This is a genomic window from Variovorax sp. MHTC-1 (assembly GCF_003984645.1).
Classification (GTDB): Bacteria; Pseudomonadota; Gammaproteobacteria; order Burkholderiales; family Burkholderiaceae_C; genus Variovorax.
Genome location: NZ_RWKI01000037.1, coordinates 1 through 25,222 on the forward strand (window position 1 = coordinate 1; position 25,222 = coordinate 25,222).

The 25,222-nt window shown below is 67.7% G+C and carries 26 protein-coding genes and 2 pseudogenes; 16 read left to right on the forward strand and 12 right to left on the reverse strand.

The features are described 5' to 3' along the window. The 3 genes from EJI01_RS27065 to EJI01_RS27075 all read right to left on the reverse strand — a co-directional run. Positions 1-489 (reverse strand): hypothetical protein (locus EJI01_RS27065; RefSeq protein ID WP_148112376.1); only part of this gene is annotated, 489 nt, incomplete at its 3' end. Positions 490-569: 80 nt separating this feature from the next. Further along, a complete protein-coding gene (locus tag EJI01_RS27070) occupies positions 570-893 on the reverse strand; it encodes an aldo/keto reductase (protein ID WP_126840229.1) in 324 nt (107 codons plus the stop codon). Next, on the reverse strand, positions 890-1,573 hold the full coding sequence (locus EJI01_RS27075; protein ID WP_126840206.1) for a GntR family transcriptional regulator: 684 nt from the start codon (positions 1,571-1,573) through the stop codon (positions 890-892). Before EJI01_RS27075 ends, EJI01_RS27070 begins: the two co-directional genes overlap by 4 nt. Before the next feature lie 152 nt (positions 1,574-1,725). Between EJI01_RS27075 and EJI01_RS27080 the strand changes: the two genes are divergently transcribed. The 9 genes from EJI01_RS27080 to EJI01_RS27120 are packed head-to-tail and all read left to right on the forward strand — an operon-like array spanning position 1,726 to position 10,365. Then, positions 1,726-3,141 carry an FAD-binding oxidoreductase gene (locus EJI01_RS27080; protein WP_126840207.1) on the forward strand — a complete coding sequence of 472 codons (1,416 nt, stop codon included), beginning with the start codon at positions 1,726-1,728 and terminating at the stop codon, positions 3,139-3,141. A gap of 2 nt (positions 3,142-3,143) precedes the next feature. Continuing rightward, the gene (locus EJI01_RS27085) at positions 3,144-3,689 is read left to right on the forward strand and encodes a TRAP transporter small permease (protein ID WP_126840208.1); all 546 of its coding nucleotides are present in this window, start codon (positions 3,144-3,146) and stop codon (positions 3,687-3,689) included. Next, on the forward strand, positions 3,686-4,963 hold the full coding sequence (locus tag EJI01_RS27090; protein ID WP_126840209.1) for a TRAP transporter large permease: 1,278 nt from the start codon (positions 3,686-3,688) through the stop codon (positions 4,961-4,963). Before EJI01_RS27085 ends, EJI01_RS27090 begins: the two co-directional genes overlap by 4 nt. A 27-nt stretch (positions 4,964-4,990) precedes the next feature. Next, a complete protein-coding gene (locus EJI01_RS27095) occupies positions 4,991-6,010 on the forward strand; it encodes a TRAP transporter substrate-binding protein (RefSeq protein ID WP_126840210.1) in 1,020 nt (339 codons plus the stop codon). A gap of 16 nt (positions 6,011-6,026) precedes the next feature. Next, positions 6,027-6,806: an SDR family oxidoreductase gene (locus tag EJI01_RS27100; RefSeq protein ID WP_126840211.1), complete on the forward strand. Its 780-nt coding sequence runs from the start codon at positions 6,027-6,029 to the stop codon at positions 6,804-6,806. Continuing rightward, positions 6,803-7,603: an SDR family NAD(P)-dependent oxidoreductase gene (locus EJI01_RS27105; protein WP_221885727.1), complete on the forward strand. Its 801-nt coding sequence runs from the start codon at positions 6,803-6,805 to the stop codon at positions 7,601-7,603. Before EJI01_RS27100 ends, EJI01_RS27105 begins: the two co-directional genes overlap by 4 nt. Then, entirely contained in the window at positions 7,603-8,472 is an 870-nt protein-coding gene (locus EJI01_RS27110) for an oxaloacetate decarboxylase (protein ID WP_126840212.1), read from the forward strand. Before EJI01_RS27105 ends, EJI01_RS27110 begins: the two co-directional genes overlap by 1 nt. A gap of 50 nt (positions 8,473-8,522) precedes the next feature. Further along, a complete protein-coding gene (locus EJI01_RS27115; protein ID WP_260602709.1) occupies positions 8,523-9,440 on the forward strand; it encodes a dihydrodipicolinate synthase family protein in 918 nt (305 codons plus the stop codon). Positions 9,441-9,444: 4 nt separating this feature from the next. Beyond that, positions 9,445-10,365: a PfkB family carbohydrate kinase gene (locus tag EJI01_RS27120; RefSeq protein WP_260602710.1), complete on the forward strand. Its 921-nt coding sequence runs from the start codon at positions 9,445-9,447 to the stop codon at positions 10,363-10,365. 55 nt (positions 10,366-10,420) lie between these two features. Here the strand turns inward: EJI01_RS27120 and metC are convergent, their stop codons facing one another. The 3 genes from metC to EJI01_RS27135 all read right to left on the reverse strand — a co-directional run bounded on the left by metC (position 10,421) and on the right by EJI01_RS27135 (position 13,911). Further along, the gene (metC, locus tag EJI01_RS27125; RefSeq protein WP_126840215.1) at positions 10,421-11,629 is read right to left on the reverse strand and encodes a cystathionine beta-lyase; all 1,209 of its coding nucleotides are present in this window, start codon (positions 11,627-11,629) and stop codon (positions 10,421-10,423) included. Between the two features lie 16 nt (positions 11,630-11,645). Then, a complete protein-coding gene (locus tag EJI01_RS27130; protein ID WP_126840216.1) occupies positions 11,646-13,244 on the reverse strand; it encodes a rhodanese-like domain-containing protein in 1,599 nt (532 codons plus the stop codon). A 76-nt stretch (positions 13,245-13,320) separates the two neighbouring features. Next, positions 13,321-13,911 carry a cysteine dioxygenase family protein gene (locus tag EJI01_RS27135; RefSeq protein WP_126840217.1) on the reverse strand — a complete coding sequence of 197 codons (591 nt, stop codon included), beginning with the start codon at positions 13,909-13,911 and terminating at the stop codon, positions 13,321-13,323. 127 nt (positions 13,912-14,038) lie between these two features. On the opposite strand from EJI01_RS27135, the gene EJI01_RS27140 reads away from it, so the two are divergent. After that, positions 14,039-14,902: a LysR substrate-binding domain-containing protein gene (locus tag EJI01_RS27140; protein WP_126840218.1), complete on the forward strand. Its 864-nt coding sequence runs from the start codon at positions 14,039-14,041 to the stop codon at positions 14,900-14,902. A gap of 323 nt (positions 14,903-15,225) precedes the next feature. Beyond that, positions 15,226-16,209: a Bug family tripartite tricarboxylate transporter substrate binding protein gene (locus EJI01_RS27145; protein ID WP_126840219.1), complete on the forward strand. Its 984-nt coding sequence runs from the start codon at positions 15,226-15,228 to the stop codon at positions 16,207-16,209. A 250-nt stretch (positions 16,210-16,459) separates the two neighbouring features. On the opposite strand, the gene EJI01_RS28960 is transcribed toward EJI01_RS27145, so the two are convergent. Further along, the gene (locus tag EJI01_RS28960; protein ID WP_185879081.1) at positions 16,460-16,672 is read right to left on the reverse strand and encodes a hypothetical protein; all 213 of its coding nucleotides are present in this window, start codon (positions 16,670-16,672) and stop codon (positions 16,460-16,462) included. 193 nt (positions 16,673-16,865) lie between these two features. Between EJI01_RS28960 and EJI01_RS27155 the strand changes: the two genes are divergently transcribed. Next, a complete protein-coding gene (locus EJI01_RS27155) occupies positions 16,866-18,608 on the forward strand; it encodes a tetratricopeptide repeat protein (RefSeq protein WP_221885728.1) in 1,743 nt (580 codons plus the stop codon). 250 nt (positions 18,609-18,858) lie between these two features. Here the strand turns inward: EJI01_RS27155 and EJI01_RS27160 are convergent, their stop codons facing one another. Together EJI01_RS27160 and EJI01_RS27165 are read right to left on the reverse strand one after the other, a co-directional pair. Beyond that, the gene (locus tag EJI01_RS27160) at positions 18,859-19,857 is read right to left on the reverse strand and encodes a Bug family tripartite tricarboxylate transporter substrate binding protein (protein ID WP_126840220.1); all 999 of its coding nucleotides are present in this window, start codon (positions 19,855-19,857) and stop codon (positions 18,859-18,861) included. A 46-nt stretch (positions 19,858-19,903) separates the two neighbouring features. After that, positions 19,904-21,073 (reverse strand): M20 family metallopeptidase, encoded by a 1,170-nt coding sequence (locus EJI01_RS27165; RefSeq protein ID WP_126840221.1) that lies wholly within the window; start codon positions 21,071-21,073, stop codon positions 19,904-19,906. Between the two features lie 103 nt (positions 21,074-21,176). On the opposite strand from EJI01_RS27165, the gene EJI01_RS27170 reads away from it, so the two are divergent. Then, complete coding sequence (locus EJI01_RS27170) at positions 21,177-22,112, forward strand: MurR/RpiR family transcriptional regulator (protein WP_126840222.1); 936 nt, start codon at positions 21,177-21,179, stop codon at positions 22,110-22,112. A 39-nt stretch (positions 22,113-22,151) separates the two neighbouring features. Here the strand turns inward: EJI01_RS27170 and EJI01_RS29505 are convergent, their stop codons facing one another. Together EJI01_RS29505 and EJI01_RS27180 are read right to left on the reverse strand one after the other, a co-directional pair. After that, positions 22,152-22,424 (reverse strand): tripartite tricarboxylate transporter substrate-binding protein, encoded by a 273-nt coding sequence (locus EJI01_RS29505; RefSeq protein WP_409513987.1) that lies wholly within the window; start codon positions 22,422-22,424, stop codon positions 22,152-22,154. Then, positions 22,405-22,806: pseudogene (locus tag EJI01_RS27180) on the reverse strand (transposase); the annotation flags it as partial. The pseudogene EJI01_RS27180 and the gene EJI01_RS29505, both read right to left, overlap by 20 nt. 344 nt (positions 22,807-23,150) lie before the next feature. Between EJI01_RS27180 and EJI01_RS27185 the strand changes: the two are divergent. From EJI01_RS27185 to EJI01_RS27195, 3 genes are read left to right on the forward strand one after another with little or no spacing between them, the layout of a single operon-like run. Next, positions 23,151-23,459, forward strand: coding sequence for a type II toxin-antitoxin system RelB/DinJ family antitoxin (locus EJI01_RS27185; protein WP_126840223.1), 309 nt, complete (start codon positions 23,151-23,153; stop codon positions 23,457-23,459). Then, a complete protein-coding gene (locus tag EJI01_RS27190; RefSeq protein WP_126840224.1) occupies positions 23,456-23,632 on the forward strand; it encodes a type II toxin-antitoxin system RelE/ParE family toxin in 177 nt (58 codons plus the stop codon). Before EJI01_RS27185 ends, EJI01_RS27190 begins: the two co-directional genes overlap by 4 nt. Further along, positions 23,633-23,851: a hypothetical protein gene (locus EJI01_RS27195; protein ID WP_126840225.1), complete on the forward strand. Its 219-nt coding sequence runs from the start codon at positions 23,633-23,635 to the stop codon at positions 23,849-23,851. It begins immediately after the preceding gene. A 55-nt stretch (positions 23,852-23,906) separates the two neighbouring features. Here the strand turns inward: EJI01_RS27195 and EJI01_RS28965 are convergent. Further along, positions 23,907-25,222: pseudogene (locus EJI01_RS28965) on the reverse strand (hypothetical protein); the annotation flags it as partial.

The window sequence follows — 25,222 nt, forward strand, 5'->3', positions numbered from 1 at the left end:
TCGCATTACCGTGAACGCGGCCACGGCAGCGGCCAAGCCGCCGAGCACGAGCCATTTCTTGCCAAGGCGTGAGCTACGGGCCTTACGAAAACCGTCAATCCTCGCTGGCAGCATCCGAACTTCGTCCAAGGGTCCCCCCGGCTCGAAACGCGGGTCTTCTTCGATCAACGTCAAGAGATGCGCCAGCACCGCTGGATCGCTTTCGTCCTGCTCATAATTCGTCGGGGCCATGTCGTTCGCGCGTTGAACGTGGGCAAGGAACACTTTCCCCTTCGATGTGAACCCAATGTCCTCGCCGTTCATCGCCAAAATGCCTCGCTCGACAAGGGCGTCGAGGCCGCGTCGCACCGAAGGGCGCTCGCTCACCGGAATGCTGGATTGGAGCCCTGTGCGCGAAGTCTTGCGGCCACTGGCTGTTGCGCAACGCTCACGCACCAGCAGGGCAAGAACGCCAGCCACGGTTTCCCGATCGGTTAGAGCTTGTCCCATTCCGATCCTTTCTCGCTAGTGCCTCGCGACCTGGCAGGGAAGCCGTGGAGGCGCCGCGCGTTCGCGTCAGTTTGCGCAAACTATGCCGCTCGCGTGCCCGCGTCAGTGAGCCGGTGGCGACATCGCCAGTAGGATAGGCGCCACACCCACGCCTTCCGAGGACAAACGACCAATACTCCTCGAGGTACTTTGCGCCTTTTGCCCGGCCCGCGTCGCCGATGGCGCAGCGCCATGGCAAAGCGATGTTCGGAAAGGCCGCTGCCATAGTGCGGTGCCGTGTCGAAGCAGACGCAGCCATCGGCGAGAGCCGCTTGCATGAGCGTCTGCGCGTCGGCATCCGACAAGGCGGAGAACAGGTTGCCGAGCGGCACGCCGCCTACACCCAGGCCATATTGCCGCGTCAGGCGGCGGCGCGCGCCTTGAGGTTGGCGACGTAGCTGTTGCGAGTGCCAGTGACATGGGCGCGCATCAGCGCTTCGAAGGCGGCGAAGTCGCCAGCACGAAACAGCGCCAGCAGATTCGAGTGTTGCTCGAAGCCGGCCGAGTGAAGCACGTCGGCCGGGGCCGACAGGTGCGTGCGCAACGCCGCGATCTTGGTCGCGGCGGTGGCGTAGGCAGCCTGCATGTACGGGTTGCCGCAGTGCTCAAAGAAGGCCTCGTGTAGCCGCGTGTCAGCGCGGCCATAGCGCACCGCGTCTCGCGCGGCGCGCGCCGCCTCCATATCGTCGATGGCCGCCTGCAGCGTGGCGGCAGTGGCTTCGCGCCGGTTCTGGTAGGCGAGCTCGGCCGCGCGCGGCTCCAGCAGGCAGCGGAATTCGCAGATCGCGGCGATGTCCGCCTCGCTGGGCTCGAAGACGTAGCTGCCACGTTGCGGCCGAATCACCACCAGGCCGGCCAGCTGCAGTTGGTTCAGCGCTTCGCGCACCGGCGTGCGGCTGACGCCAAAGGAAGTAGCCAGCGACTCCTCCGGAATCATTTCCCCCAGTGCGAACTCGCCGTCGATGATGGCTTCGCGCAGGCGCTGTGCCACTAGGGCCGCGAGTGATTTGGGAGCGTCGATCTTGAATCGCTTGGATTGAGGCACGGCGGATGGAGGCTGATGGAGTCGGGCGGGGTACCCAGGGGCTTATAGCCGACCTGCGGGCGCAAGCAGTAGCCCGAGGAAATACTAATGCTCTAGTGCCTTACATACAAGATGATCAATTCAGATCCATTCATCTGTATTCGAACGATCCCATGACGCTCGCGCTTTCCACCGCCGTGCCGCCGTCGTTGCTTGCGCTGCGCGAGGCGCTCGGCGCCTCCGCGGTGCTCTTTGGTGACGAGGTGCCCCAACGCAACCGCAACGATTGGAGCACCCAGCCGCCGACGCGTCCGCTGGCGGTGGTGCGGCCAGTGGATGCCGCCGGCGTCGCGGCTGCGCTCGTGGCGTGCCGTGAGGCCAGACTGCCGGTGGTTCCGCAGGGCGGCTTGACCGGCCTGTGCGGTGGCGCGCGGCCGGAGGACGGCTGGGTGGCGCTGTCGCTTGAGCGCATGGTCGGCATTGAGGAGATCGATCCCGCGAGCGCCACCATGACGGTGTGGGCCGGCACGCCGCTCGAAGTGGTGCAGCGAGCGGCGGCCGAGGCCGGCTTCTACTTCGCCCTCGACCTCGGCGCGCGCGGCTCCTGCGCCATCGGCGGCAACCTCTCGACCAACGCGGGCGGCAACCGCGTGATCCGCTACGGCATGGCACGCGAGCTGGTGCTCGGCCTGGAGGTGGTGTTGCCCGACGGCACGGTGATGACCAGCCTCAACAAGATGCTGAAGAACAACGCCGGCTACGACCTCAAGCAGCTGTTCATCGGCAGCGAGGGCACGCTGGGCGTCATCACCCGCATCGTGCTGCGCCTGCATCCCCAGCCGGGCTGCACGTTGTCGGCGCTGTGCGCCTTGCCGGACTATGACGGCGTGGTGCGGCTGCTGGGCGCCGCGCGCGGCGGACTGGGGCCGCTGCTCTCGGCCTTCGAGGTGATGTGGCCGGACTACTGGCAGGTGGTGACCGAGCGGGTGGGCGTGCGCGATCCGCTCGCCGGTGGCGCAGCGCACGGACACTATGTGCTGGTCGAGGTCCAGGGAACCGACGAGGCGATCGACGGCCCGCGCTTCCAGCGCTGGCTCGAGCGCCAGATGGAGGAGGGCGTACTGGCCGACGCAGCGGTCGCGCAGTCGATGACCGACACGCAATCCTTCTGGGCATTGCGCGACGCCTGCGCGGAGTTCTTCCCCACGCTGGGCGCCCACGTTTCCTATGACATCGGCCTGCCTGTGCAATCCATGGACGCCTACGTGCGCGCCTGCAAGGCGGCACTCGCCGCGCGCGTCCCCGGCTGCGAGAGCGTCTACTACGGCCACATCGGCGACGGCAACCTGCACCTGGTGGCATGGGTCTCCGGGCTGTCGGTCGAGCACCAGCCCAAGGAAGCGATGGACGAGGTCATCTACGGGCTGGTGCGCGAGTTCGGCGGCACGGTATCGGCCGAGCACGGCATCGGTACGGCGAAGAAGCGCTGGCTCGGGCATGCGCGCAGCCCCGAGGAGATCGCGCTGATGAAGACGCTGAAGGCCGCGCTCGACCCCACGGGCCTGCTCAATCCTGGCAAGGTGGTGTGAGCATGGGGCGCGTCTTGGTCGACCGCTTGTTCAAGGGCATCGAAGCGGTGCTCGCTGCCTTGCTGCTGGGCATGGTGCTGATGGTGTTCGGCAATGTGGTGTTGCGATACGCGTTCAACTCCGGCATCCAGGTGTCCGAGGAGCTATCGCGCTTCTTCTTTGTCTGGCTCACCTTCATCGGCGCCGTTGTCGCGATGCGCGACGGCGCCCACCTGGGCATGGACGGCTTCGTCAGCCGCCTGTCGCGGCGCGGCAAGCTGGCCTGCTTGGCAGCCAGTCAGACGATCGTGCTGGTTTGCTGCGTGATGCTGTTCTGGGGCACCTGGCAGCAGCATGAGGTCAATGCCACCACCAAGGCGCCGGTTACCGAGATCTCGATGATCTGGGTCTTCGGCGTCGGCTACCTGACCAGCGTGGCGATCGGCGCCCATGCGTTGCACGCACTGTGGCGCATCGCCAGCGGCCGACTGCGCGACGACGAACTGGTGCAGGTGACGGAGAGCGAGGAGGTGCCGCATGACGCCGTCCATCCTGGAGCCCGGCCATGACGCTCGCCGTGTTCACCATCTCGCTGCTCGGCGCCATGATGCTGGGCGCGCCGATCGCCTTCGCCCTGCTGATCTGCGGCGGCGCACTGATGGTCGTCCAAGGCCAGATCGACACCACCATCCTGTCGCAGAAGCTGGTGGAGGGCGCCGACAGCTTTCCGCTGCTGGCAATTCCTTTCTTCATCCTGGCGGGCGAGCTGATGAACGCAGGCGGCATTTCGCGGCGCATCGTCAACTTCGCGCTGGCGTGGGTCGGCCACATGCGCGGCGGCCTCGGGCTGGTGGCCATCTTTGCTTCTGTGGTGATGGCGGCGATCTCCGGCAGCGCCGCCGCCGACGCCGCCGCCATCGGGGCGATGCTGATCCCGATGATGCGCCAGGCCGGCTACGACGTGCCGCGCTCGGCCGGCCTGATCGCCGCCGGCGGCGTGATCGCGCCGGTGATCCCGCCGTCGATCGGACTGATCGTGTTCGGCGTCATCGCCAACGTGTCGATCGGCAAGCTGTTCCTGGCCGGCATCGTGCCGGGGCTGATGATGGGCCTGTCGCTGGTCATTGCCTGGCAGTGGGTGGCGCGACGCGACAAGGTGGCGGTGCAGCCGCGCCAATCGATGGCCGCGCGCGGCCGCGCCGCGGTCGACGGCATCTGGGCGCTGCTGATGCCGCTGGGGATCATCGGGGGGCTCAAGTTCGGCATCTTCACGCCCACCGAGGCCGGCGTGGCGGCCTGCGTCTATGCCTTCGTGCTCGGCGCCTTCATCTATCGCGAGCTGAGCGTGCGCCAGTGCTACGGCCTGCTGGTGGCAGCTGCGAAGAGCACCGCCGTGGTGGTGTTCCTGATCGCGGCGGCGCTGGTGTCCGCCTGGCTGATCACCACCTCCGAGCTGCCGGCGCAGGTGGCCGCCATGCTCGAGCCCTTCATGGGCAACAAGATCCTCTTGATGCTGGTGATCATGGTCATCGTGGTGATCGTCGGGACCGCGCTCGACTTCGCGCCCACGCTGATGATCCTCACGCCCGTGCTGATGCCGGTGGTCAAGCAGGCCGGCATCGACCCGGTGTACTTCGGCGTGCTGTTCATCATGAACAACGCCATCGGCCTGATCACGCCGCCGGTGGGCATCGTGCTCAACGTGATGTGCGGAGTGGCGAAGATCTCGATGCGGGATCTGATGCGCGGCCTCTGGCCCTTCCTCTGGGCCGAGCTCATCGTGCTGCTGCTGCTGGTGCTGTTCCCGGCGCTGGTGCTGGTGCCGCTCAAGTGGCTGAGCTGACTTTTCATACACATAAGGAGACCGACGATGATGATCCGCCTTTCCCGCCCCTCCCGATTCATTGCCGTGGCGCTGGCCGCCGCTTTTGCAGCCGGCGCCGTACAGGCCCAGTTCAAGGAGCGCAACTTCCGCGTCTCCAATGGCGTGAGCAAGGAGCACCCGATGGGCAACGGCCTCGCCAAGATGGGCGCCTGCACGCTCGACAAGAGCGGCGGCAAGATGAAGGTCCAGCCTTTCTGGGATGGTGCATTGGGCAATGACCTCACCGGCACGCAGAGCGTGCGCACGGGCTCGCTCGAGATGGTGATCACCTCGACCGCGCCGGTGGTCTCCATCGTGCCGGAGCTGGGCGTCTTCGATCTGCCCTTCCTCTTCAACACCTCCAGCGAGGCCGACAAACTGCTCGATGGCAAGGTTGGCGACTGGTTCGCCGCCAAGCTGCCAGCGGTCGGCCTGGTCAATCTCGCCTGGTGGGAGAACGGGTTCCGCCACACGACCAATTCGAAGCGGCCGATCAACAAGATCGAGGATTTTGACGGCGTGAAGATGCGCGTAATGCAGAACACCATCTTTCTCGACACCTTCAAGACCCTGGGCAGCAATGCGGTGCCGATGGCCTTCACCGAGGTCTACTCGGCGCTCGAGACCAAGACGGTGGATGGCCAGGAGAACCCGTTCACCAACATCGAGAACATGAAGTTCTACGAGGTGCAGAAGTACCTCACGCTGACCAAACACGCGTACAGCCCCACGCTGGTGCTGTTCTCCCGCAAGATCTGGGACACGCTGTCGCCGCAGGAGCAGGGCACGCTGCGCGAGTGCGCGCTGCAAGGCCGCGACGAGCAGCGCCGCGCCAACCGCGCCATGGAAGCGCGCAGCGTGGACAACCTGAAGGCCAAGGGCATGTCGGTCAACGAGATCGCGCCGGCCGAGATGCAGCGCATCCGCGAGCGCTCGAGTGTGATCTACGAGCGCCACGCCAAGTCCATCGGCGACGAAGCGATCACGATGGTCACCGCCGAGCTCAAGCGCATCCGCGGCAACTGAGTTGAAGGGGCCGACGATGAGTCTTGAAGCAAAGGTCGCCTGGGTCACGGGCGGCGGCAGCGGCATCGGGCTGGCCGGTGCGACCGAACTGGCCCGGGCCGGTTGCCGGGTCGTCATCTCCGGGCGCGAGGCGCCCAAGCTCGACGCGGCCATCGAGGCCGCCGAGCGCCTGGGCGCGCCGCTCGGTGCCATCACCGCTCAGCCGCTGGACGTGGCGGACGCCGCGGCCGTTGCCGCGGTGGTGCGGACGATCGAGGCCGAACTCGGTCGCATCGACATCCTCGTCAACAGCGCCGGCATCAATTTCCCCAAGCGCTACTGGTGCGAAACCGACGCCTCCACCTTCGAACAAGTGGTTGCCGTCAACCTGAACGGCGCCACCTACTGCACGCTGGCCGTGGCCAAGGGCATGCGCGCGCGCCGCGAGGGCACGGTGATCAACGTCGCCTCCTTCGCGGGCTGGCACTATGAATACCTGACCGGACCGGCCTACACCGCCAGCAAGGCCGCGCTGATGGCGCTCACGCATTCCTTCAACATCGAGGAGTGCGTCAACGGCCTGCGCGCGACTGCGCTGTGCCCGGGCGAAGTCGCCACGCCGATCCTGAAGAAGCGGCCGGTCGAGCCGACCGAGGCCGAGAAGGCGCGCATGCTGCAGGAAGCGGACCTGGGCCGAACAATCCGCTTCATCGCCGAGATGCCGCCGCACGTCTGCATCAACGAACTGGTGATTTCGCCGGTGTGGAACCGCACCTACGTGGCCGGCGAAGCGCTTCAGCGCAAGGCGGCGCCGTGACGCAGGCCGCGAACGGATGGCCGGTGGTGGCCGTCACCGGAGCCGGGCAGGGCATCGGCCGCGCGCTGGCGCGGGCCTTCGCCCGGCAGGGCGCGCGCGTGGTCGTCTCCGACATCGACGCGGCGTCCTGCGCGGCGGCGGCCGACGAGCTGCAGACGCTCGGCGTGCCGGCCGACGTGACGCGCGCCGAGGACTGCGCTGCGCTGGTCGGGCGCACGGTCGAGGCGTTCGGCCGCCTCGACGTGATGATCTGCAACGCCGGCATCATGCAGCTCAAGCCGCTCCTCGAGCTGGACGCGAGCGACTGGGACCGCATGCTCGGCGTCAACGTGACGGGCACGTTCCTCACGCTGCAGGCGGCGGCGCGGCAGATGCTGGCGCAGCCGCCGCTGGGCGAGGGAAGGCCGCGCGGCAAGATCCTGCTGATGGCCTCGATCGCCGGCCGCAGCGGCGCCGGCCCGATCGCGGCGGTGATCCCGCACTACCGCGCCAGCAAGGCGGCGGTGATCAGCCTCGGCCAGTCTGCGGCCGTCGCTCTCGCACCGCAGATCACCGTCAACGCGATCTGCCCCGGGCTGGTCGAGACCGACATGTGGCAGCGCATGGACCGCGACTGGACCGCGCTGCAGGGCGCGCCCCGGGGCCAGGCGTGGCAGCAGCGCGTGGCCGCCGTGCCCATGGGCCGGGCGCAGACCCCCGCAGATGTGGCCGACCTGGCGCTGTTCCTCGCCTCGCCGGCGGCCGACTACATGACGGGCCAGTCGATCAACATCGACGGCGGCCTGATGATGAGCTGATGGCCCCGCATCCCGCACTGTCGCTGAAGGCGCTGCTCGCAGGCGGTTCCATCGTTCAGGCGCCCGGCGCCTACGACGCGCTGAGCGCGCGGCAGATCGAGCAGGCCGGCTTCCCGGCCATCTATATGACCGGCTTCGGCGCCACCGCCTCGCGCCTGGGCCAGCCCGACATCGGCCTCTTGACTCAGACCGAGATGACCGGCCACGCGCGTGACATGGTGCGTGCGGTCGGCGTGCCGGTGATCGCCGATGCCGATACCGGCTACGGCGGACCGTCGAACATCGAGCGCACCGTGCGCGAGTACGTCCAGTCCGGCGTGGCTGCCATCCACCTCGAGGACCAGGTGGCGCCGAAGCGCTGCGGGCAGATGGCTGGCATCCGGCTGATCGAGGCGCGCGAGAACGAGCGACGGCTGCGCTGCGCGGTGGCCGCGCGCGGCAGCGACCCGATGCTGATCATCGGGCGCACCGACGCATTGCCCGCCGCCGGCATCGACGAGGCGCTGGCACGCGCCCGACGCTGGCAGGACGCGGGCGTCGATCTGGTCTTCGTTGACGCCATCAAGAAGATCGCCGAGGTGGAGGCAGTGGCGCGGCACCTGCCCGGGCCGAAGATCGTCTCCATCGTCGACGGCAACGAGACCACTGCGTTGAGTGCGGCAGAACTTCAGGCCATGGGCTTCGCCGTGGTGCTGTACGCCGTGACCACGCTCTTCAGTGCGGCGCTGGCCGTCGAGCAGGCGCTGGCCAGGCTGCGGCAGGACGGCACGCCGCGCGACGTGCCCTCGCTCGCCTATGCCGACTTCACCCGCATCGTCGGCCTGCCGGCCCACCAGCGGCTCGACGAGCAGTTCGGTGTCGAAACCTGAAACCCATTTCTTCCCTGGCTTGTCTCTTCTCATTCGCGAAAGTCCTGATCTTGAACACCGCCTCTTCCATTCCGTATGCCGGCATCTGGCCAGCGCTGCTGACCCCGCTCGATGCGAAGCTCGACATCGACATTCCGCGCTTCGCCTCGCACGCGCTGCGCCTGCTCGATGCGGGCTGCACCGGCGTCACGCCCTTCGGCACCACCGGCGAAGGGCCGTCCTTCAGCGTCGCCGAGCGCATGGACGCGTTGACCGGCTTGGTGGCGCGGGGCGTACCGGCGGGGCGCATCCTGGCCTCCACCAGCTGCGCCGCACTGCCTGATGCGCTGGCGCTGACCCGGCACGCGGCCGAGCAGGGCGCCTGGGGCTGCCTGCTGCTGCCGCCTTTCTTTCTGAAGGGCGTGTCCGACCAGGGCGTGATCGATGCCTACCGCTGGATCATCGACGGCGTCGCCGACGCGCGACTGCGCATCGTGCTCTATCACATACCTCAGGTGTCGGGTGTGGGGCTGAGCCACCATGTGATCGGGACGCTGAAGACGCTGTATCCGGACACGATCGTGGGTCTCAAGGACAGTGGCTGCCGGCGCGAGGATTCGCTGGCCTACGCCGAGGCGTTCATGCCGCCGATGCAAGTATGGGTGGGCAACGAGCCCGACCTCCAGACCCTGGCCGCCCGCGGCAGCGCCGGCGCCGTCAGCGGCATCGCCAACGTCATGCCGCGCCTCGTGCAGCACTTGGTGAAGGGCTCGGGCGAGCCGGCCGCCGATCAGCAGCGTGTGCTCGCGCTGCTTCAGATCCTCGGCGGCTACGGGCTGACGGCCGCCTTCAAGGGGATGATGGCGCTGCTCGACGATGCGCCGGGCTGGATGCGCGTGCGCCCGCCGCTGGTCCCTCTGGACGCGGCCGAATACGAACGACTGGCGGCGCAGCTGCGCGCCTTCGGCATCGACCGCGGCCGGGACTGAACACGTGGCTGCAAGCGTGGTTTGCATCGCGAGCTGGAACGCCGATCTCGTGTCGCGCATTTCGCGGCCGCTGGCGCGCGGCGAGACGCTGATGGCGGACAGCTTCGAAATCAGCCCCGGCGGCAAGGGCTCGAATGCCGCGGTGGCCGCGGCGCGGCAGGGTGCTGCCGTGGCCGTCGTGGCCCGCATCGGCGATGATGAGTTCGGCCGCATGGCGCTCGACCTCTGGCGCGCCGAGGGCATCGACGTGCGTCATGTGGAAATCGCCGCAGGCGAGCGCAGCGGCGTCGCGCAAATCCACGTTTTCGACGATGGCGACAATGCCATCGCCGTGTTCCGCGGCGCCGGTGCCGGCCTCGGCGGCGCGAATGCCCGCGCTGCAGCCGGCACGATGGCGGTCTGCCGGGTGGTGATGGCCTCGTGCGAGGTGCCGCTCGCTTGCACGCTCCAGGCTTTCCGGCAGGCGCGTGCCCGCGGTGCATTGACGCTGCTCAACCCCGCACCGGCGATGCCCTTGTCTGACGAGCTGCTGTCGCTGGTCGACGTGCTCACGCCCAATGAAGGCGAGTTGGCCGCCCTGGCCGGCGCGGCCGCGGCATCCGTCGACGATGCAGCGGCGCTGCTGCTCGCGCGCGGCGTGGGCGCCATCGTGGTCACGCTGGGCGCCGCCGGCTGCCGTCTCCATCGGCGCGGCGAGTCCCCGCAGCAAGAGCCCGGGTATCGCGTGCCGGTGGTCGACACCATCGGCGCTGGCGACACCTTCACCGGGGCACTGGCCGCAGCGCTGGCACGCGGCGAGTTGCTGCCCTCGGCGATGCGTCGCGCCAACGCGGCGGCTGCACTGTCGGTGGGCGGCCGAGGCGCGATCGACGGCATGCCTCGGCAACAGGAATTGGACGCGCTGCTGCCCAGGCGCACTGCGTAGAAGCACCCGCGTCGACAGCCACCCTCTAGGTCTGGCGCTTGCAAAGCGAGCATCGTCAGGAAGACGCCGACGCTTCGAATCCGCGCTCGAGGTCGGCCAGGAGATCCGCAGGATCTTCCAGTCCGATGTGCAGGCGCACGACCGGGCCCCGCTGGCCCCAGTCGGTGGCCGTTCGGGCCTCGGTCATGGCGGCGGGCGTTACCAGGCTCTCGTAGCCGCCCCAGGAAGCGCCGAGCCCGAAGAGCGACAGGCCGTCGACGAACCGGTCGACCTGCTCGGGGCGGGTTCCCGGCTGCCACTCGAAGGAGACCAGGCCGTTCGCGCCGCGGCAATCGCGCTGCCACAGCGCGTGGCCGGGGTCCTCCGGCAATGCGGGACAGAACACGCGGCAGACCTGCGGTTGGCACTGGAGCCAGTGCGCCACCTGCAGGGCGTGACGCTCGTGCATCTGGAGGCGAGCCGACAGCGAGCGCATGCCGCGCAGCACCAGCCAGGCGTCGTCCGGGCTCACCGTCATGCCGAAGGCATCGCTGCGATCGGCCAGGGGCTCCCAGGCGTCCCGCGTGGTCGACACCGTCCCCATCATGACGTCGGAGTGTCCGGAAAGGTACTTGGTGGCGGCCATGATCGAGATGTCCGCGCCCAGGGCGAGCGGCTGGTACTGGAAGCCCGATCCCCACGTGTTGTCGGCGGCGAGCAGCGCACCCCGGTCGTGCGCCATGCGGGCGAGCGCGGGCAGGTCGCACATCTCGTAGACGAGCGAGGCAGGACATTCCACGTACACCATGCGCGTATTGGGCCGAAGGAGGGCGGCGGCGTCGCGGCCGTCGGCCGCGAAGAAGCTGTACGCGATGCCGTAGGGCTCCAGGAAGCTGCGAGCCAGGTGGCGCACCGGCTGGTAGACGCCATCCGAGATCAGCACGTGGTCGCCGGGCCTGAGGTAGGCGAGCAGCGTCATGCCGATCGCCGCCAGGCCGGTGGGGAACAGCTGGGTGCGATAGGCCCCCTCCAGTTCGCTCACGGCATCTTCCAGCGCAAAGGCGGTCGGCGTGCCGCGCGCGCCATAGCTGAAGACGCGCTCGTGCGAGCGGCGTGCACGCATCTCGCGCTGCTGCGCCGCGTTGGCGAACAGCACCGTGCTGGCCCGGACGATCGGGGGATTGACCGCGGCGCCGCCCACGAAGGCGGGGGCCTTGCCGTTGTGCAGCAGCCGCGTCTGGAAGCCCAGGGGTGAGCTGGTGGGGGGAGCGCCGGACTTAGGCATGGTGCCGTTTCTCCGATCACATGTTCGCGTGCGGCGCGGCAGCTCGCGTCGGCAGGCGGAACGACGCCAGCTCATGCGCGTCGAGTTGGCCGACGAGGCCCGTCTCCCAGGCCAAGTAGCGCCGCGCGGCCTCCTTGTTGCCGTCATGACGGTCATGAACGAAGAAGAGGTGGTCGATGCACTCCGCATCGCCCGGCTGCCGGGGCGTCGCCACCACGCCCGATCGTGCGGCTTGCCAGGCTGCCATGCCACCGTCCAGCAGCAGGGGCTGGTGCGCGGTCTGCCATTCGGTCATGGCCCAGGCCGCCAGTTCGGGCTCATCGGCGACCAGCACAATCTGCCGCGTTTCGTCCGCGAGGTCGGCCCCCAGGCGGGGGCGAATGGACCATCGTGCGCCGCCGATATGGCCGGCGCGATAGGCCATGCCGGGACGAAGATCCACGAGGGCGACGTCGCCGCGCGCCAGGCGGGCGGCGAGTTCCTGGGCGGAGATCCGTGCCAGCGGCGGCGGCACCGGAGCGCCGGGTGCTTCCAGCCCCAGGCCGCTGGACAGGCCGCCTTCGAGCACGTTGGCGTCGTGTCCCATCTGGCGCAGCCAGCTCGCCACCGTCGGCGCGCGCACGCCGTCGTCGTCGAACAGCACGAGCCTGGCGCCGCGCACGCCTACGTACTGGTCGAAGGCCTGCATCAGCTGTCCGCCGGGTGTGTGCTGAGCCCCGGGCAGGCTGCCTCGCGCGAATTCCTCGGGCGTGCGCACGTCGCACAGGAAGAGCGTGCGGCTGCTGTCCCCGGACCATGCCCGCACGGTGGCCGCGCTCACGGTCGGAACGTCGAACCGCGCGGCCAGTTGCTGCGCCGCATCTCGCAAGACCGGGTTCCCGGAGCCGTCAGGGTAGCGCCGGGTGCCGCCGTGCTCCAGGGCCTGGTCCGCGAGGACCCAGCCCTGGGTGCCGTTCTCCAGCGCATAGACGGGATTGGGAATGCCCAGGTTGATGAGCGTCTGCGCACCGATGATCGAGCGGGTGCGCCCGGCGCAGTTGATCACGATGGGGGTGGTGTCATCGGGCACGAGGGACCGCACGCGGTACGCCAGCTCGCCGTTGGGACAGCAAGTGGCTGTCGGAATGTTCATCTTCCTGAACTCCGAGACGGGGCGGCCGTCCAGCACCACCACCGGCGTGGGCCCCGCGATCATGGCCGCCAGCTGCGGCGCACTCACCCGGGGCGTGTGATAGGCCTTCTCGGCCAACTCGCCGAAGGTCTTGGAGGGCAGATTCACGCCCGCGAACAGCACGTAGCCAGCGGACTGCCAGCCCAGCGCCCCGCCGCCCAACACGCGGACGTGGCGATAGCCAAGGGCCGACAGCCGTGCCGCCGCGCGCATGGCCACGCCGGCGCCGTCTTCGCCGCCGTCGTCATACACCACGGTGCGGACATCCAGCCGCGGCACCAGGCGCCGCACTTCCAGCTCCAGGCGGCTGTACGGCAGGGGCGTGGCATGGAACAGGTGGGCCTCGCCGTACTGGCCGTGCTCGCGCACGTCGAGCAGGGCGGTTTCCTCGCCGTCGTGGAGCCAGGACTTGAGCAGGGAAGGGGCGATGCGTTCGATCGTCATGGGAAGCGTGAAGAGGACGGAGGCGCGGCTACGCCGCAGCGCAGCCGCCGGTGGATGAGGACGGCAAAGCAGCCGGTCAGCGGCGCGTCTGCACGCCGATGCCCATGATCTGGCAGGTGCCCTTCTCCAGGTCGTAGCTGGTGCGCTGCGTCAGCGTCTCCAGCGCACGCCCGTACATGTGGAGGTGGCGGATGACCTGCTCGCCCTCGATCTGCACCGAGTGGATGTCCTCGGGCATCAGAGCGATGCCGTGGCCCGGCTCCACCAGGATGCGGCCCGTTTCGCGCAGCGTGCCCACGCCCGGCACCGAAGCGTCGTCCGTGCGTTCGTAGACGCGGTTGACTTCGGTGCCTTCGACCGCCGCGATGCACGCCCAGGTTGTGTGGTTGTGCGGCACGATGCGCTTTCCCGGGCGCATCACGTTCAGATAGAGCGCGTAGCTCTGGTCATCATCTTCCGCGATCAGGTAGCGGGCCTGGTGCTCGCCGGGCTCGGGAGGCGGGAAATCGGCGGCCTGCCAGAACTCGGGCCGGGCCGCGATGGCCTGCAGCGAGCCCAGCACGGCGGCCAGGGCAGGGCGTGTCGGCTCCGCATCGCCGATAGCATTTTTCATTTCAGCGATGGCCGATGCGACGGCCTGGTTGCGTTGTGCGGTCACGGCGTTCAAGGGAGATCTCCTTTTCTCGACGCGTTCGTGGAATGGGGGATCGCGGGTGCGTCGCGAGCCACTCTAGCTTTTGCCCTGGTGGCGAACAACGCAGCCTCCGCAGAAAAAGCATCAGTATCATTAATGAATGAGCACGCTCGACCTCGAACTGCTGCGATCCCTGGTGGCGATCGTGGGCCACGAAAGCTTCGGGGCCGCAGCGGTACAGCTGGGGCGAACACAGTCTGCGGTGACGCAGCAGATGCAGCGCCTGGAGGAGCAGATCGGCCACGCCCTGTTCGAGAAGCGGGGGCGTCAGAAGCGCTTGACGGAACACGGAGAGCGGCTGCTGGTCTACGCGCGCCAGATGCTGGCCATGAACGACGAAGCCCTGCGCCATCTGCAGCAGGGCAGGCTCGAGGGAACGCTGCGCATCGGAGCGCCGCACGACGTGGCCGATACCATGCTGCCGCCCCTTCTGGCAGAGGTGGTGCGCACTTCTCCGAAGCTGCAGCTCGACATCCATGTGGGTCGCAGCCCCTTCCTGATGGAGTCGCTCAAGCGGGGCGAGATCGACATGGCGATCTCCAACCGACTCGATGCCGATCTCGAAGGCGTCATGCTGCGCACCTCGCCCACCGTGTGGCTGTGCGGGGCCGGCTATGTGCATGATCCCGCGCGGCCGATCCCGCTGATCATGGCCGACGGCCCGAGCATCTTCCGGCGCCTTGCGCAGGAGGCGCTCGATGCCGCCGGCGTTGCCTGGCTGACCCGCTACACGTCCAGCAGCCTGATCGGCATCCGTGCAGCGCTGCGCGCCGGTCTCGGCGTCACCGCGCGCGGCGTGGAACAGCTCGACAGCGGACTGCGCATCCTCGGTCCGATGGAAGGACTGCCGCCGTTGCCGGAACTGGTGTACCGGCTCTATGTGCGCAACCGCGTGATCAATCCGCTGACGCGCCAGGTCTTCGACCAGATCAGAACTCGCCTGCACTGGACCGGCAATCCGTGATGCCGCGTGCGCCGTCTTCGACGGCTCCCTGATCCATCAGGGATTCTTATCGAATTTGCTTCGAAACCGGCTCGATCCATCGGGGCCCGACTGACATCATGAATGTCCCATAGCGGTTGCGGCGCCCCAGTGGCGCAGCAACCTGAACATGTGCTTTCAGGTGCGAGACGGCTGCACGGAGCCACGCGCATTGGCTGTCTCGACACCATGGACCACGGTGCATCGCGGCCTGCCGGTGCGACGCGTTTCGCAACCTGAAGGCTCCCGAGGTTTCCGAGTTTCCAACCGTCCACAGGAGTCTTCCGATGCGCCGCAGATCCCGAATGTCCATTCGTCACCTTGCCTGCCTGGTCGCGGGGCTGGCCTGCGCATGGACGGCCCACGCGCAGGTGTTGCCGAAGACCGGTGACTTTCCCAGCCAACCGATCCGCTTGGTCTCGCCCTTCCCGCCGGGCGGCGGCAACGACTTTCACATGCGTCTTGTCAGCAATGAGCTGGCGGCGGTCACCGGGCAGCCCGCCGTCGCGGAGAACAAATCAGGCGCCGGGGGAAATATCGGCGCGAAGTACGTCGCCGACAGCAGGGCGGACGGCTACACCGTCCTGGTGTCCCAGGTCTCGACCATGGCCGTAAACCCGAGCCTGTACCGGTCGAGCGGGTTCGATCCGGTCACGAACTACGTGCCGATCACGCAGATCAACGCGGCGCCACTGGCGATCGTCGTGGCCATGAATTCGCCGCTCAAGACCATCGCCGACCTGCGCGCGCAAGCCCAGGCGAGCCCGGGGCGCTTGACCTACGCCACCCCGGGCAACGGCACCCTGTCACACCTGCTCGGCGTGGTGCTGGAGAAGGATGCGGGCATTGCCCTCACGCACGTGCCGTACCGCGGCGCCGCCCCGGCGTTGGCCGACCTGATGGGGGGGCAGGTCGCGGTCATGATCACCTCGACCTCTTCCGTCGCAGGACACATCCAGCAGGGCATGGTGCGTGCGCTTGCGGTGACCAGCCCTCGCCGCGTCGGTGTCTTCAAGAACGTCCCCACGCTGGAGGAACTGGGCATGAAGAACATGACCTACGAGGATTGGTACGGATTCTTCGCCCCGGCCGGGACGCCGCCCGAGCGTGTGGCCTATCTCCATAGCGCCATCACGAAGGTGCTCAAGAGCCCCGCGATCGAGAAGAAGATTCTGGACGCCGGTGGAGAGCTGGTGGCCGGAACGCCCGAGGAACTGGCGGCGCAGCTCAAGCGGGACATCGAGCGCTGGTCCCGCGTGGTGAAGCTTTCGGGCGCATCGGTCGATTGAGCTGTTCGACCGGCGCGGAAGTCGCGACGCCGTCATCCGCAGTGATGCCGCAGGCCGCAAGGTCAGCTTTGCGTACATCGTCCGGTTGACTGGCGCGCGCCAACCGGCGCTCCGCCGTGAGCTTCAGGCTCGGCGGTTTATTCGCGCCCACGGGCACGCGCGCATCCAACAACGTGGGGGGACTTCCGCGTGGTTTCGCGCGAAGGTCCAGGAGGCGAAGACTCCCGTCCAACGGTCTCTCACAAGCAAGTCATGGCTGAAGCACGGGACCTGATTGCCAAGAATCGACGTGCTCGAACTTGAATGGCGCGATGCGGCCTCGCGCCGATCTACTGTCCATCGTTGAGTACTCGCGCAGGACAACCTCGTGCAGATCGAGGGCCGACTTCGCGCGCACGTCGATCTTGACGGCGGACTGGATGTAGTCCTCGGTGCGTGCCGTCGCCGCTGGGTACCAGTGCACAAGGGCTATCCGTCGGTATCGTCCGGGTCGCGTTCCAGTTTCATGCGGCCTTTGCTTTGGGCGTCGAAAACGCCAAGCAGGCGCGCTCCACCGTTCGCTGCGCCGTAGCCTGATCGGTTCAGATTCTGAACTAGCCAAGACACCGCTTCAGGCGCATGCTAGGAGCCGCACAGGTGACCGAAGGAGTTAAACCATGACAGTTCAACTCACAACTCTGCATGACGCCACGATCGAAAGCCGGATGTCGTCCGCGTCGTCACCGCAATCGGACGCCGGGGCGCTGAAAAGCGAGAAGCTTCGGCATACGAACCACCCGACTCGCACCGCATGGGCGCTGGCCTGCCTGCTCGGCATCGCCGCAACCACCCTGGCGACAGCGCAGCACCGACACCCTGCGCCCCGCCCGGAGCGCCTAGGCAGCGTGCACTTCAAGGTCGAGTGCAATGCGCTGGCACAGAAGGAGATCGATCTGGCGATGGCCTACTACCACTCCTTCGCCTTTCCTCAGACCCAGGTGCCGCTCGAACGGGCGCTGAAGGCCGACCCGGACTGCGGGATGGCGCATTTCGTGCGGGCCCTGGCGCTGCTGGACATCCCCTTCACCTGGCCGGGCTCGGTTTCGGCGAAGAAGCTGGCCGACGGCAGTGCGGCCCTTGACGCCGCCCGCGCCACCGGCCTCAAGAGCGAACGCGAGCGCGACTACGTCGCCGCGCTGACGGCCTTCTATCGCGACCACGACAAGCTCAACCACAAGACGCGCGCCAAGGCGCTGGAAGACGAGCTCGAGAAGGTAGCCCAGCGCTATCCCGAAGACCACGAGGCGTTGATCCTGCACTCGCTGGTGCTGTCGGCCAACTTCGATCCGACCGACAAGAGCTACGCCAACCAGTTGCGCGCCGCACGCCAGCTCGAGCCCCTGTACAAGGCACGCCCCAACCATCCTGGCGTGGCGCACTACCTGATCCACAGCTACGACTACCCGCCCATCGCCAAGCACGGGCTCGACGCGGCGCGCCGCTACAGCAAGATCGCGCCGGATGCCTCGCACGCCCAGCACATGCCCTCACACATCTTCACGCGAATAGGCGCCTGGGGCGAATCGATCGCATCGAACAAGGCCTCGGCCAAATCGGATGGCGGCAAGACCTGGAACTCATTGCACGCCTTCGACTACATGGTGTACGCGCACCTTCAGCAGAGCCAGGATCGCGCCGCGCGCCGAGTGATGGAAGAGGCGCAGGCGCAGGGCCAGTCGCAGCGCGACGATCACCTCGCTGCCGCCTACGCCTTCAGCGCCATTCCGGCGCGAATAGCGCTCGAAACCGGCGCCTGGTCCGAGGCTGCGGGGCTGAAGTTGACCCCTGCGGCCGGCGCCTATCCCTGGGAGAAGTACCCGCAAGCCGAGGCCGTGCATGCGTTCGCGCGCGGGATCGGTGCCGCCATGTTGAAGGATTCGGCGCGCGTCCAGGTCGAACTGGCGCGCCTGCATCAACTGCGCGACGCGGCCACGGCGCTGAAGATCGCCTACTGGGCCGACCAGATCGACATCCAGGCCGACATCGTGCGCGGCCTGGCGGCGCGGGCCGAGGGCCGGGTCGATGAAGGCGTCGACATCCTGCGCAAGGCCGCTGCGCGTGAAGACGCGACCGAGAAACATGTCGTGACGCCGGGTCCGATCGTTCCGGCGCGCGAGGTGCTGGCCAATGTGCTGCTCGACCAGGACAAGCCGGCCGACGCGTTGAAAGAATTCGAGTCGGTGCTGCAGCGCGAGCCGAACCGGCTGCGTGCCACCCTCGGCGCGGCCCGCTCGGCCGAAGACCTAGGCGACAAGGCCAGCGCACGCGCGTACTACCGGAAGGTCCTTGCACTCACCAAGACCGCCGACAGCACCCGCCCCGAGCTGCTGCACGCGCGGCGGGCGCTCGGCCGTGGCTAGATACGCGTCGAGCTACGGGCGTCAAGTCGTACTGCTCATACTCGTGGGGTTCAAGCTGACGGGGAAGTCGCCGCCGCTTCGGCCAGCTGCATCAAGCGGCTGGCTCGCGCCGATGCTGGCCAGGTAGGTGTCGAGTGCGGAGCCGGCGCCCGCCGGTGCAAAGCTGCGCTCCTCGATGGACGTGAGGGCGTCGGCATCCCGGTGACGCGCCCCACGCGCCGACCACGTTTGCAGCAGCGGCGGCGGCTTGCTACTCGGCGGTGATCCCCGCCTTGCGCACCACCTCGCCGAACTTCACGAGGCGCTCGGACATCATCTTCTCGAAGCCGGCGGGCGTCATCTCCTCGGGCGCGATCACGCCGCGTTCCTTGAGGCTTGCCAGCATGGCCGGCGACGTGGCCGCCCGGCGCACGGCCTTGTACAGCGTCTGCACGACGGCGTCCGGCGTGCCGCCTGGGGCAGCCAGTCCTGTCCATGAAGTGAGGTTGAGCTGGGGGTAGCCCACTTCGGCCATGGTGGGCACGTCGGGCAGTTGCGGCAGGCGCTGGTCGGCCGCCACCGCCAGGGCGCGCACCTTGCCCGCCTGGACGTGCGGCAACATGATGACCAAGTTGTCGAGGATGAACTGCACTTCGTTGCCCAGCACCGCGGTGATCAGCGGCGTGCCGCCGCGGTAGGGAATGTGCGTGGTGAACACGCCCGTCGCGGCCTTGAGCATCTCCACATTGAGCTGGCCCATGCTGCCCACCCCGCCGCTGCCGTAGTTGAGCTTGCCGGGGTTCTTCTTCGCGTAGTCGATGAATTCCTTGAAAGTCTTGATCGGCAGGCTCGAATGCACCACCAGCGCATTGGGCTGCCGGCCCAGGATGGCGATGTTCTCGAAGTCCTTGATGGGATCGTAGCCCACCTTGGGCTGCGTTAGCGGGTTGGCGAGGTGGCTGCTTTGCGACGACACCACCAGCGTGTAGCCGTCAGGCTTGGCCCGCGCCACCATCTGCGATGCCACTGAGCCACCCGCGCCGGCGCGGTTCTCCACCACGATGGGCACGCCCAGCGCGCTCGACAGCGGCTCGGAATAGTGGCGCGCCATGATGTCGACCGACCCGCCGGGAGGGAATGGAACCACGAGCGTGATGGGACGCGATGGGTACTTGTCATCGGCGTGCGCCGCGAGCGGGGCCAGGCCCGCCAGGCTCAGCCCGAGACCGGCGTTGAGGATGTGGCGGCGAGTGGGTCGTGTGGGATGCATGGAATCTGCTCTCGAAGTCTTGCGTGACATGGATCGATGGAAGAAATCAGGGGTGGTCCAGGATGGCCAGCGCCACGGCCTGGGCGCGCGGCACGAAGGTGGCGAGTTCGCAGTACTCGCGCTCGGTGTGCGCGTGTCCGCCCACGGGCCCGGTGCCGCACAGCGTGGGGGCGCCCACCGAGGCGGTCAGGCCACTGTCGGCCGCGCCGCCGGTGAACTCTCCCGTCACCTCGAAGCCCAGGGCCCTGGCACCGCGCTGGTAGAGCGCCAGCAGCTCGTCGGGCGTGGGCTTCATGGGCAGCGTGCGGCGCGTTTCGGTGATGCGCCCCTTGGTGCGCGGCAGGGACTCTTCCTCGACGATGGCGCGCACCTTCGCGAGCAGTTCCTCCGGGTCCGTTTCCGACGTGAAGCGCATGTCCAGCTCGGCCTTGGCATGCGGCGCCACCATGTTGGGCACGATGCCGCCGTGCACCACGCCCACGTTGGCGGTGGTGCCGGTAGTGGGGTCGGTCAGGCCATGCAGCGCGAGGATTTTGCGGGCCAGCGCCCCGATGGCGCTGGCGCCGGCCGCGTGGTTGATGCCCGCATGGGCGGCGACGCCCTCGACCTCGAAATCCACGACCATCGAGCCCTTGCGGCTGGTGACGAGATTGCCGCTGACGCGACCCGGCTCGGCGTTGAGCACCGCCCGCGCGCCGCGCGCCTGGGCCATGATGCGGTCGCGTGTGGCGGGCGAGCCGATCTCTTCGTCGCACGAGAAGAACAGCTGCAGCGGCGCCTCGAGCCCGCCGCAGCGCGCGAAGGCCTCGGCCACGAACACGTTCATCACCAGGCCAGACTTCATGTCGGCCACGCCAGGACCGTACGCGCGCCCGTCTTCCACGCGGAAAGGCCGGCGCGCTGCGGTGCCCGCCGGGTACACGGTGTCCATGTGCCCCATGAGCAGGATGGGCGGGGCCTCGGCGGGCCCTGGCACCTGCGCATGCAACAGCACGCCATAGCCGGGCACGGGCTCGAGCTGCACGGCCACGCCGGCCGCCTCCAGGCGCTCGCGCAGTGCCGTGGCGACAGCGGTCACGCCCGCTTCGTCGCGGCTGCCGCTGTCGATGTCGACCACTTTCTGCAACAGGTCTTGCATTGCCTGCCCTTGGCTGGCGAGCCAGTCCAGAATGCGCGCCCGCACCTGCGAGCGGCTCTCGTCAAGGGTATCCTGCATATTCGTCCTCCGATGAACCCCGCGGTATCGGGGTGAAATTTGGGTCGCAGTGTTGCACGCGTTTCTGGTGTTTGCAATGCTTTTTTCATAAGTTAGTCCATCAATGAAATCATCATTGCAAACCTCTGCGGGCTTGCTCACAGAGCGCCTGGACCGTCAGGGCGGCGCGCTGACGGCCAGCGAACGCGCCTTGGCCGAGGCCCTGGGGCGCGACTATCCGCATGCATTGCTGGAATCCGCCACCGCCCTGGCCGCGCATACCGGCACCAGCGCCTCCACCGTGGTGCGGCTGTTTGCCAAGCTGGGCTATGCGAGCTATGCCGAGGCGCAGCGCGAAGCGCGCGCGGAAGTCACCGCGCTGCTGCAGACCGCGGGGCAGCGCGCGCCCGTGACCATCGGCACGCAGCGCAGCCTCCAGCAGTGCGTGGACGACGCGCTGCTGCACGACCAGCACAACATCACCGCCACGCGCGACGGCCTGGACATGGCAGCGTTCGAGGCTATCGCCACGCGCATTGCGAAGGGCAAGGGGCGCCTCTTCGTGCTGGCGCAGATCAACAGCGCGCCCGTGGCCGCCTGGCTGGCCCTGCACCTCAACATGTGCCGCCCCAGGGTGCACGAGTTGGGCGCGGGCGCGGTGGCCACCACCGACCAGTTGCTGTGGATTCAGCCCGAAGACGCCTTGCTGGTCTTCAGCATCCGCCGTTACGCCAGCGGACCGGTGAAGGTGGCGCAGCGCTTTCGCGAAGCGGGCGCGCAGGTGCTGGCCATCACCGACAGCGCCGCCGCACCGCTGGCCGCGCTGGCGCACCACCGGGTGCAGGTGCACACGTCCAACGCATCGCCGTTCGACTCCTACACCGCAGCGTTTTTTGTCTGCAACGCCCTGGTGTCCGCCGTGGCGCAGTTGCGGCACAAGGCCGTGTCCCAGGCGCTGGCGCGGCGGGACCAGCTATGGAAGGACGTGGAGGCGCAGCTCATCGTGGACGAAGTGCCCGCACGCGCGGGGCAGGGGCGGCGCAAGCCGGGCAATGGGTAGGTGGGCTCGTCATCGCGAGAGGATCGTCGCCCCCTGCGATCACTCCGCACGGATGTCATTGGCCTTCACGATGTCGCCCCACAGCTTGTAGTAGTCGCGCGTCATCTGCGCCAGCTGCTCCGGCGTGCCGCCGCCTGGTTCGTCGCCGCGCTCCACGATGCCCTTCTGGATGCCCGGGTACTTCAGCGCGGCGTTCATCGCACCGTTGGTCTTCTTCACGATGTCGGCGCCGAGGCCGGGCGGGCCGTACAGGCCGATGAAGGAATCACCTCGAAGTCCTTGAGCCCGCTCTCGCGGTGCGATGGTGCACAAGCAGTTCTCGGATACGGTGAACGGCCTGGATGTCCTGCTGCTCGACAGACTTGACCGACACGAAGTTCATCGCTGGGCGGCAGGCGGCTTCCACGATCGCTTCGGCGTCGTTGCGATCGTTCTTGTTCGTCTTCACGAAGGGCGTGACGTACTGGGGACTGATCAGGCGGACGCCGATGCCCATGGCCAGGAACCGGCGCGCCCAATGGTGTGCGGAGCTGCATGCCTCCATGGCGATCAGGCGCGGTTGCAGGCTGCTCACCATGCTGAGCAGCTCTGAGCGTCGAATCTTTGAGCGATGCACCGCATGCCCGTGCCGGTCGGCGCCGTGCAACTGGAAGGTGTTCTTAGCCAAGTCAATGCCGAGGATGGCGACTTCCATGATGAATCTCCTAGCGACAGTTGATCGGCTGGCCAGTTTCCTCGAGGGGAGGCGTCGGGTCCATCTCAGTAATAGGTTGTTCCCGCCAAGCCGGGAAGCGGGAGGCCTGTAGCCCAAGGCGGCTTATCACATGCGAATCCGGAGTTCGGTGGAAAAGCTCAAAAAAATCAACAAGTTTGCTGATTAGCTTCGGCTCGGCCGCCCGTCAGACCATCACTGGCGGAGTATCTCCCTGGCCTTGGCCTTCGCGGCCTTGTGCTCCGCGCGGTTGTACGGTCGGACGTTGTAGTGTCATTCAGTTGAATTACAATAGATCCATTGTTCCCTGACTTTGGAGGCCCGCCATGGTCGCAAACGCATTGGTACAGACCCGCATCGACGCTGAGGTGAAGGAGCGCGCCACCGCAGTGCTCGACAACATCGGCCTCACCATCTCGGACGTGATGAGGATCGTTCTGACACGTGTGGCCAAGGAGGGCGCATTGCCTGCGGGTTTTACCGTTGACGCTGCGGCCCATGACGCCTGGTTCCGAGCCAAGGTGCAGGAAGCCTTGGATGATCCGCGCCCCGCCGTCCCGCACGAGAAAGTTGAAGCACATTTCGCCAAGCGCCGCGCAGCTGCGCTGCTCAAAGCGGGCGAAGGTAAGGCGTGAGGCTGGAGTGGTCGCCATTGGCGATGGATGACCGGGAGCGGATTTTCGACTTCATCGAACAGGACGATCCGCGCGCGGCGATTGCAGTGGACGAGCGCATTGCCACGCAAGTGCTGGTGTTGTTGCAGTTTCCAGAAGGTGGGCGTCCAGGGCGCGACACTGGACCTTTGTAGTTGCGCCATTTACTTTCGGCCACGTTCGAGGGCGTGCGCGTACTCGAAGTCGTATGGCCGGGCGAGACCATGTTCCTGCGGCTGGGCTGGTGGCACCAAGTGCGCGCGCTGGACGTCAGCGTGTCTTTCTCGTACTCGAATCTGGCCTTGCCGATCCCGAACCAGTTCACCTACTTCGACCCGGCGCCGCGTGCCGTCCCGTCCAGGGAGGTTTGTTGATGCACGCGCCCTGCGGCTGGCGAAGGGCGTGCGCTTCGACGCCTGAAGCCTCGGCTCAGGCGACGCGGCAGGACTTGACGACGTAGGGCGCCGGGTCGGTGCCGAAGAACTCGTTGGTGCAGGGCACCGTTCCGTTGACCGTCTTCTGCACCCAGCGCGTGTCCGCGCCGTAGGCCACCAGGGTCGGCTCCGACACGGTGAAGGTGCCGCCTTCGACGGCCAGCGTCGTTCCGGACGGCGGCGGCGCGGGTGCGGGTGCAGGTGCGGGTGCGGGTGCGGGTGCAGGTGCGGGTGCGGGTGCGGGTGCGGGTGCGGGTGCGGGTGCGGGTGCGGGTGCAGGTGCGGGTGCGGGTGCGGGTGCAGGTGCGGGTGCGGGTGCGGGTGCGGGTGCAGGTGCAGGTGCGGGTGCAGGTGCAGGTGCGGGTACAGGTGCAGGTGCAGGTGCAGGTGCAGGTGCAGGTGCAGGTGCAGGCGCCGTGGCCGTCACGCAGGACTTCACCACGAAGGGCGCCGGGTCGCTGCCGAAGTACTCGTTGGTGCAGGGCGCCGTGCCGTCGACGGTCTTCTCCACCCAGCGCGTGTCGGCGCCGTAGGCCACCAAAGTCGGCTCCGACACGGTGAAGGTGCCGCCTTCGACGGCCAGCGTCGTTCCGGACGGCGCAGGCGCAGGCGCAGGTGCGGGTGCGGGTGCGGGTGCGGGAGCAGGAGCAGGAGCAGGAGCTGGAGCAGGTGCAGGTGCAGGTGCAGGAGCTGGAGCAGGCGCTGTGGCCGTCACGCAGGACTTCACCACGAAAGGCGCCGGGTCGGTTCCGAAGTACTCGTTGGTGCAGGGCACCGTGCCGCTGACCGTCTTCTCCACCCAGCGCGAGTCGGCGCCATAGGCCACCAGGGTTGGCTCAGACACGGTGAAGGTGCCGCCTTCAACGGCCAGCGTGGTCCCCGATGGCGGCGGCGCTGGCGCCGGCGCTGGTGGTGGAGGCGGCGGCGGGGGCGATCCCGTGACGCCCGAATCCGCCACGCAGGACTTCGCCACCGACGGCGCCGGGTCGCTGCCGAAGAAGGAGGTGGTGCAGGTGGCGGAGCCATTCACGACCTTGTGCACCCAGCGGTTATCGGCGCCGTAGCTCACCAGCGTCGCGCTCGACGTGTTGAAGCTGCCGCCTTGCGTGGCCACGGTGCTGTCTGTGGTCGTCTGGGTGCTACCCAGGGTCACGCCGGGGGCCTTGGTCGTGAGCACGTGGCAGGTCTTGGTGACGGTCGGCGAAGGATTGATGCCGAAGAAATCGCTCTTGCAGTTCACCGTGCCGGAGACTGTCTTCTGGGTCCAGTTGCCGCCCAGGCCGAATTGCACGACGGTGGGCGCAGGCAGGT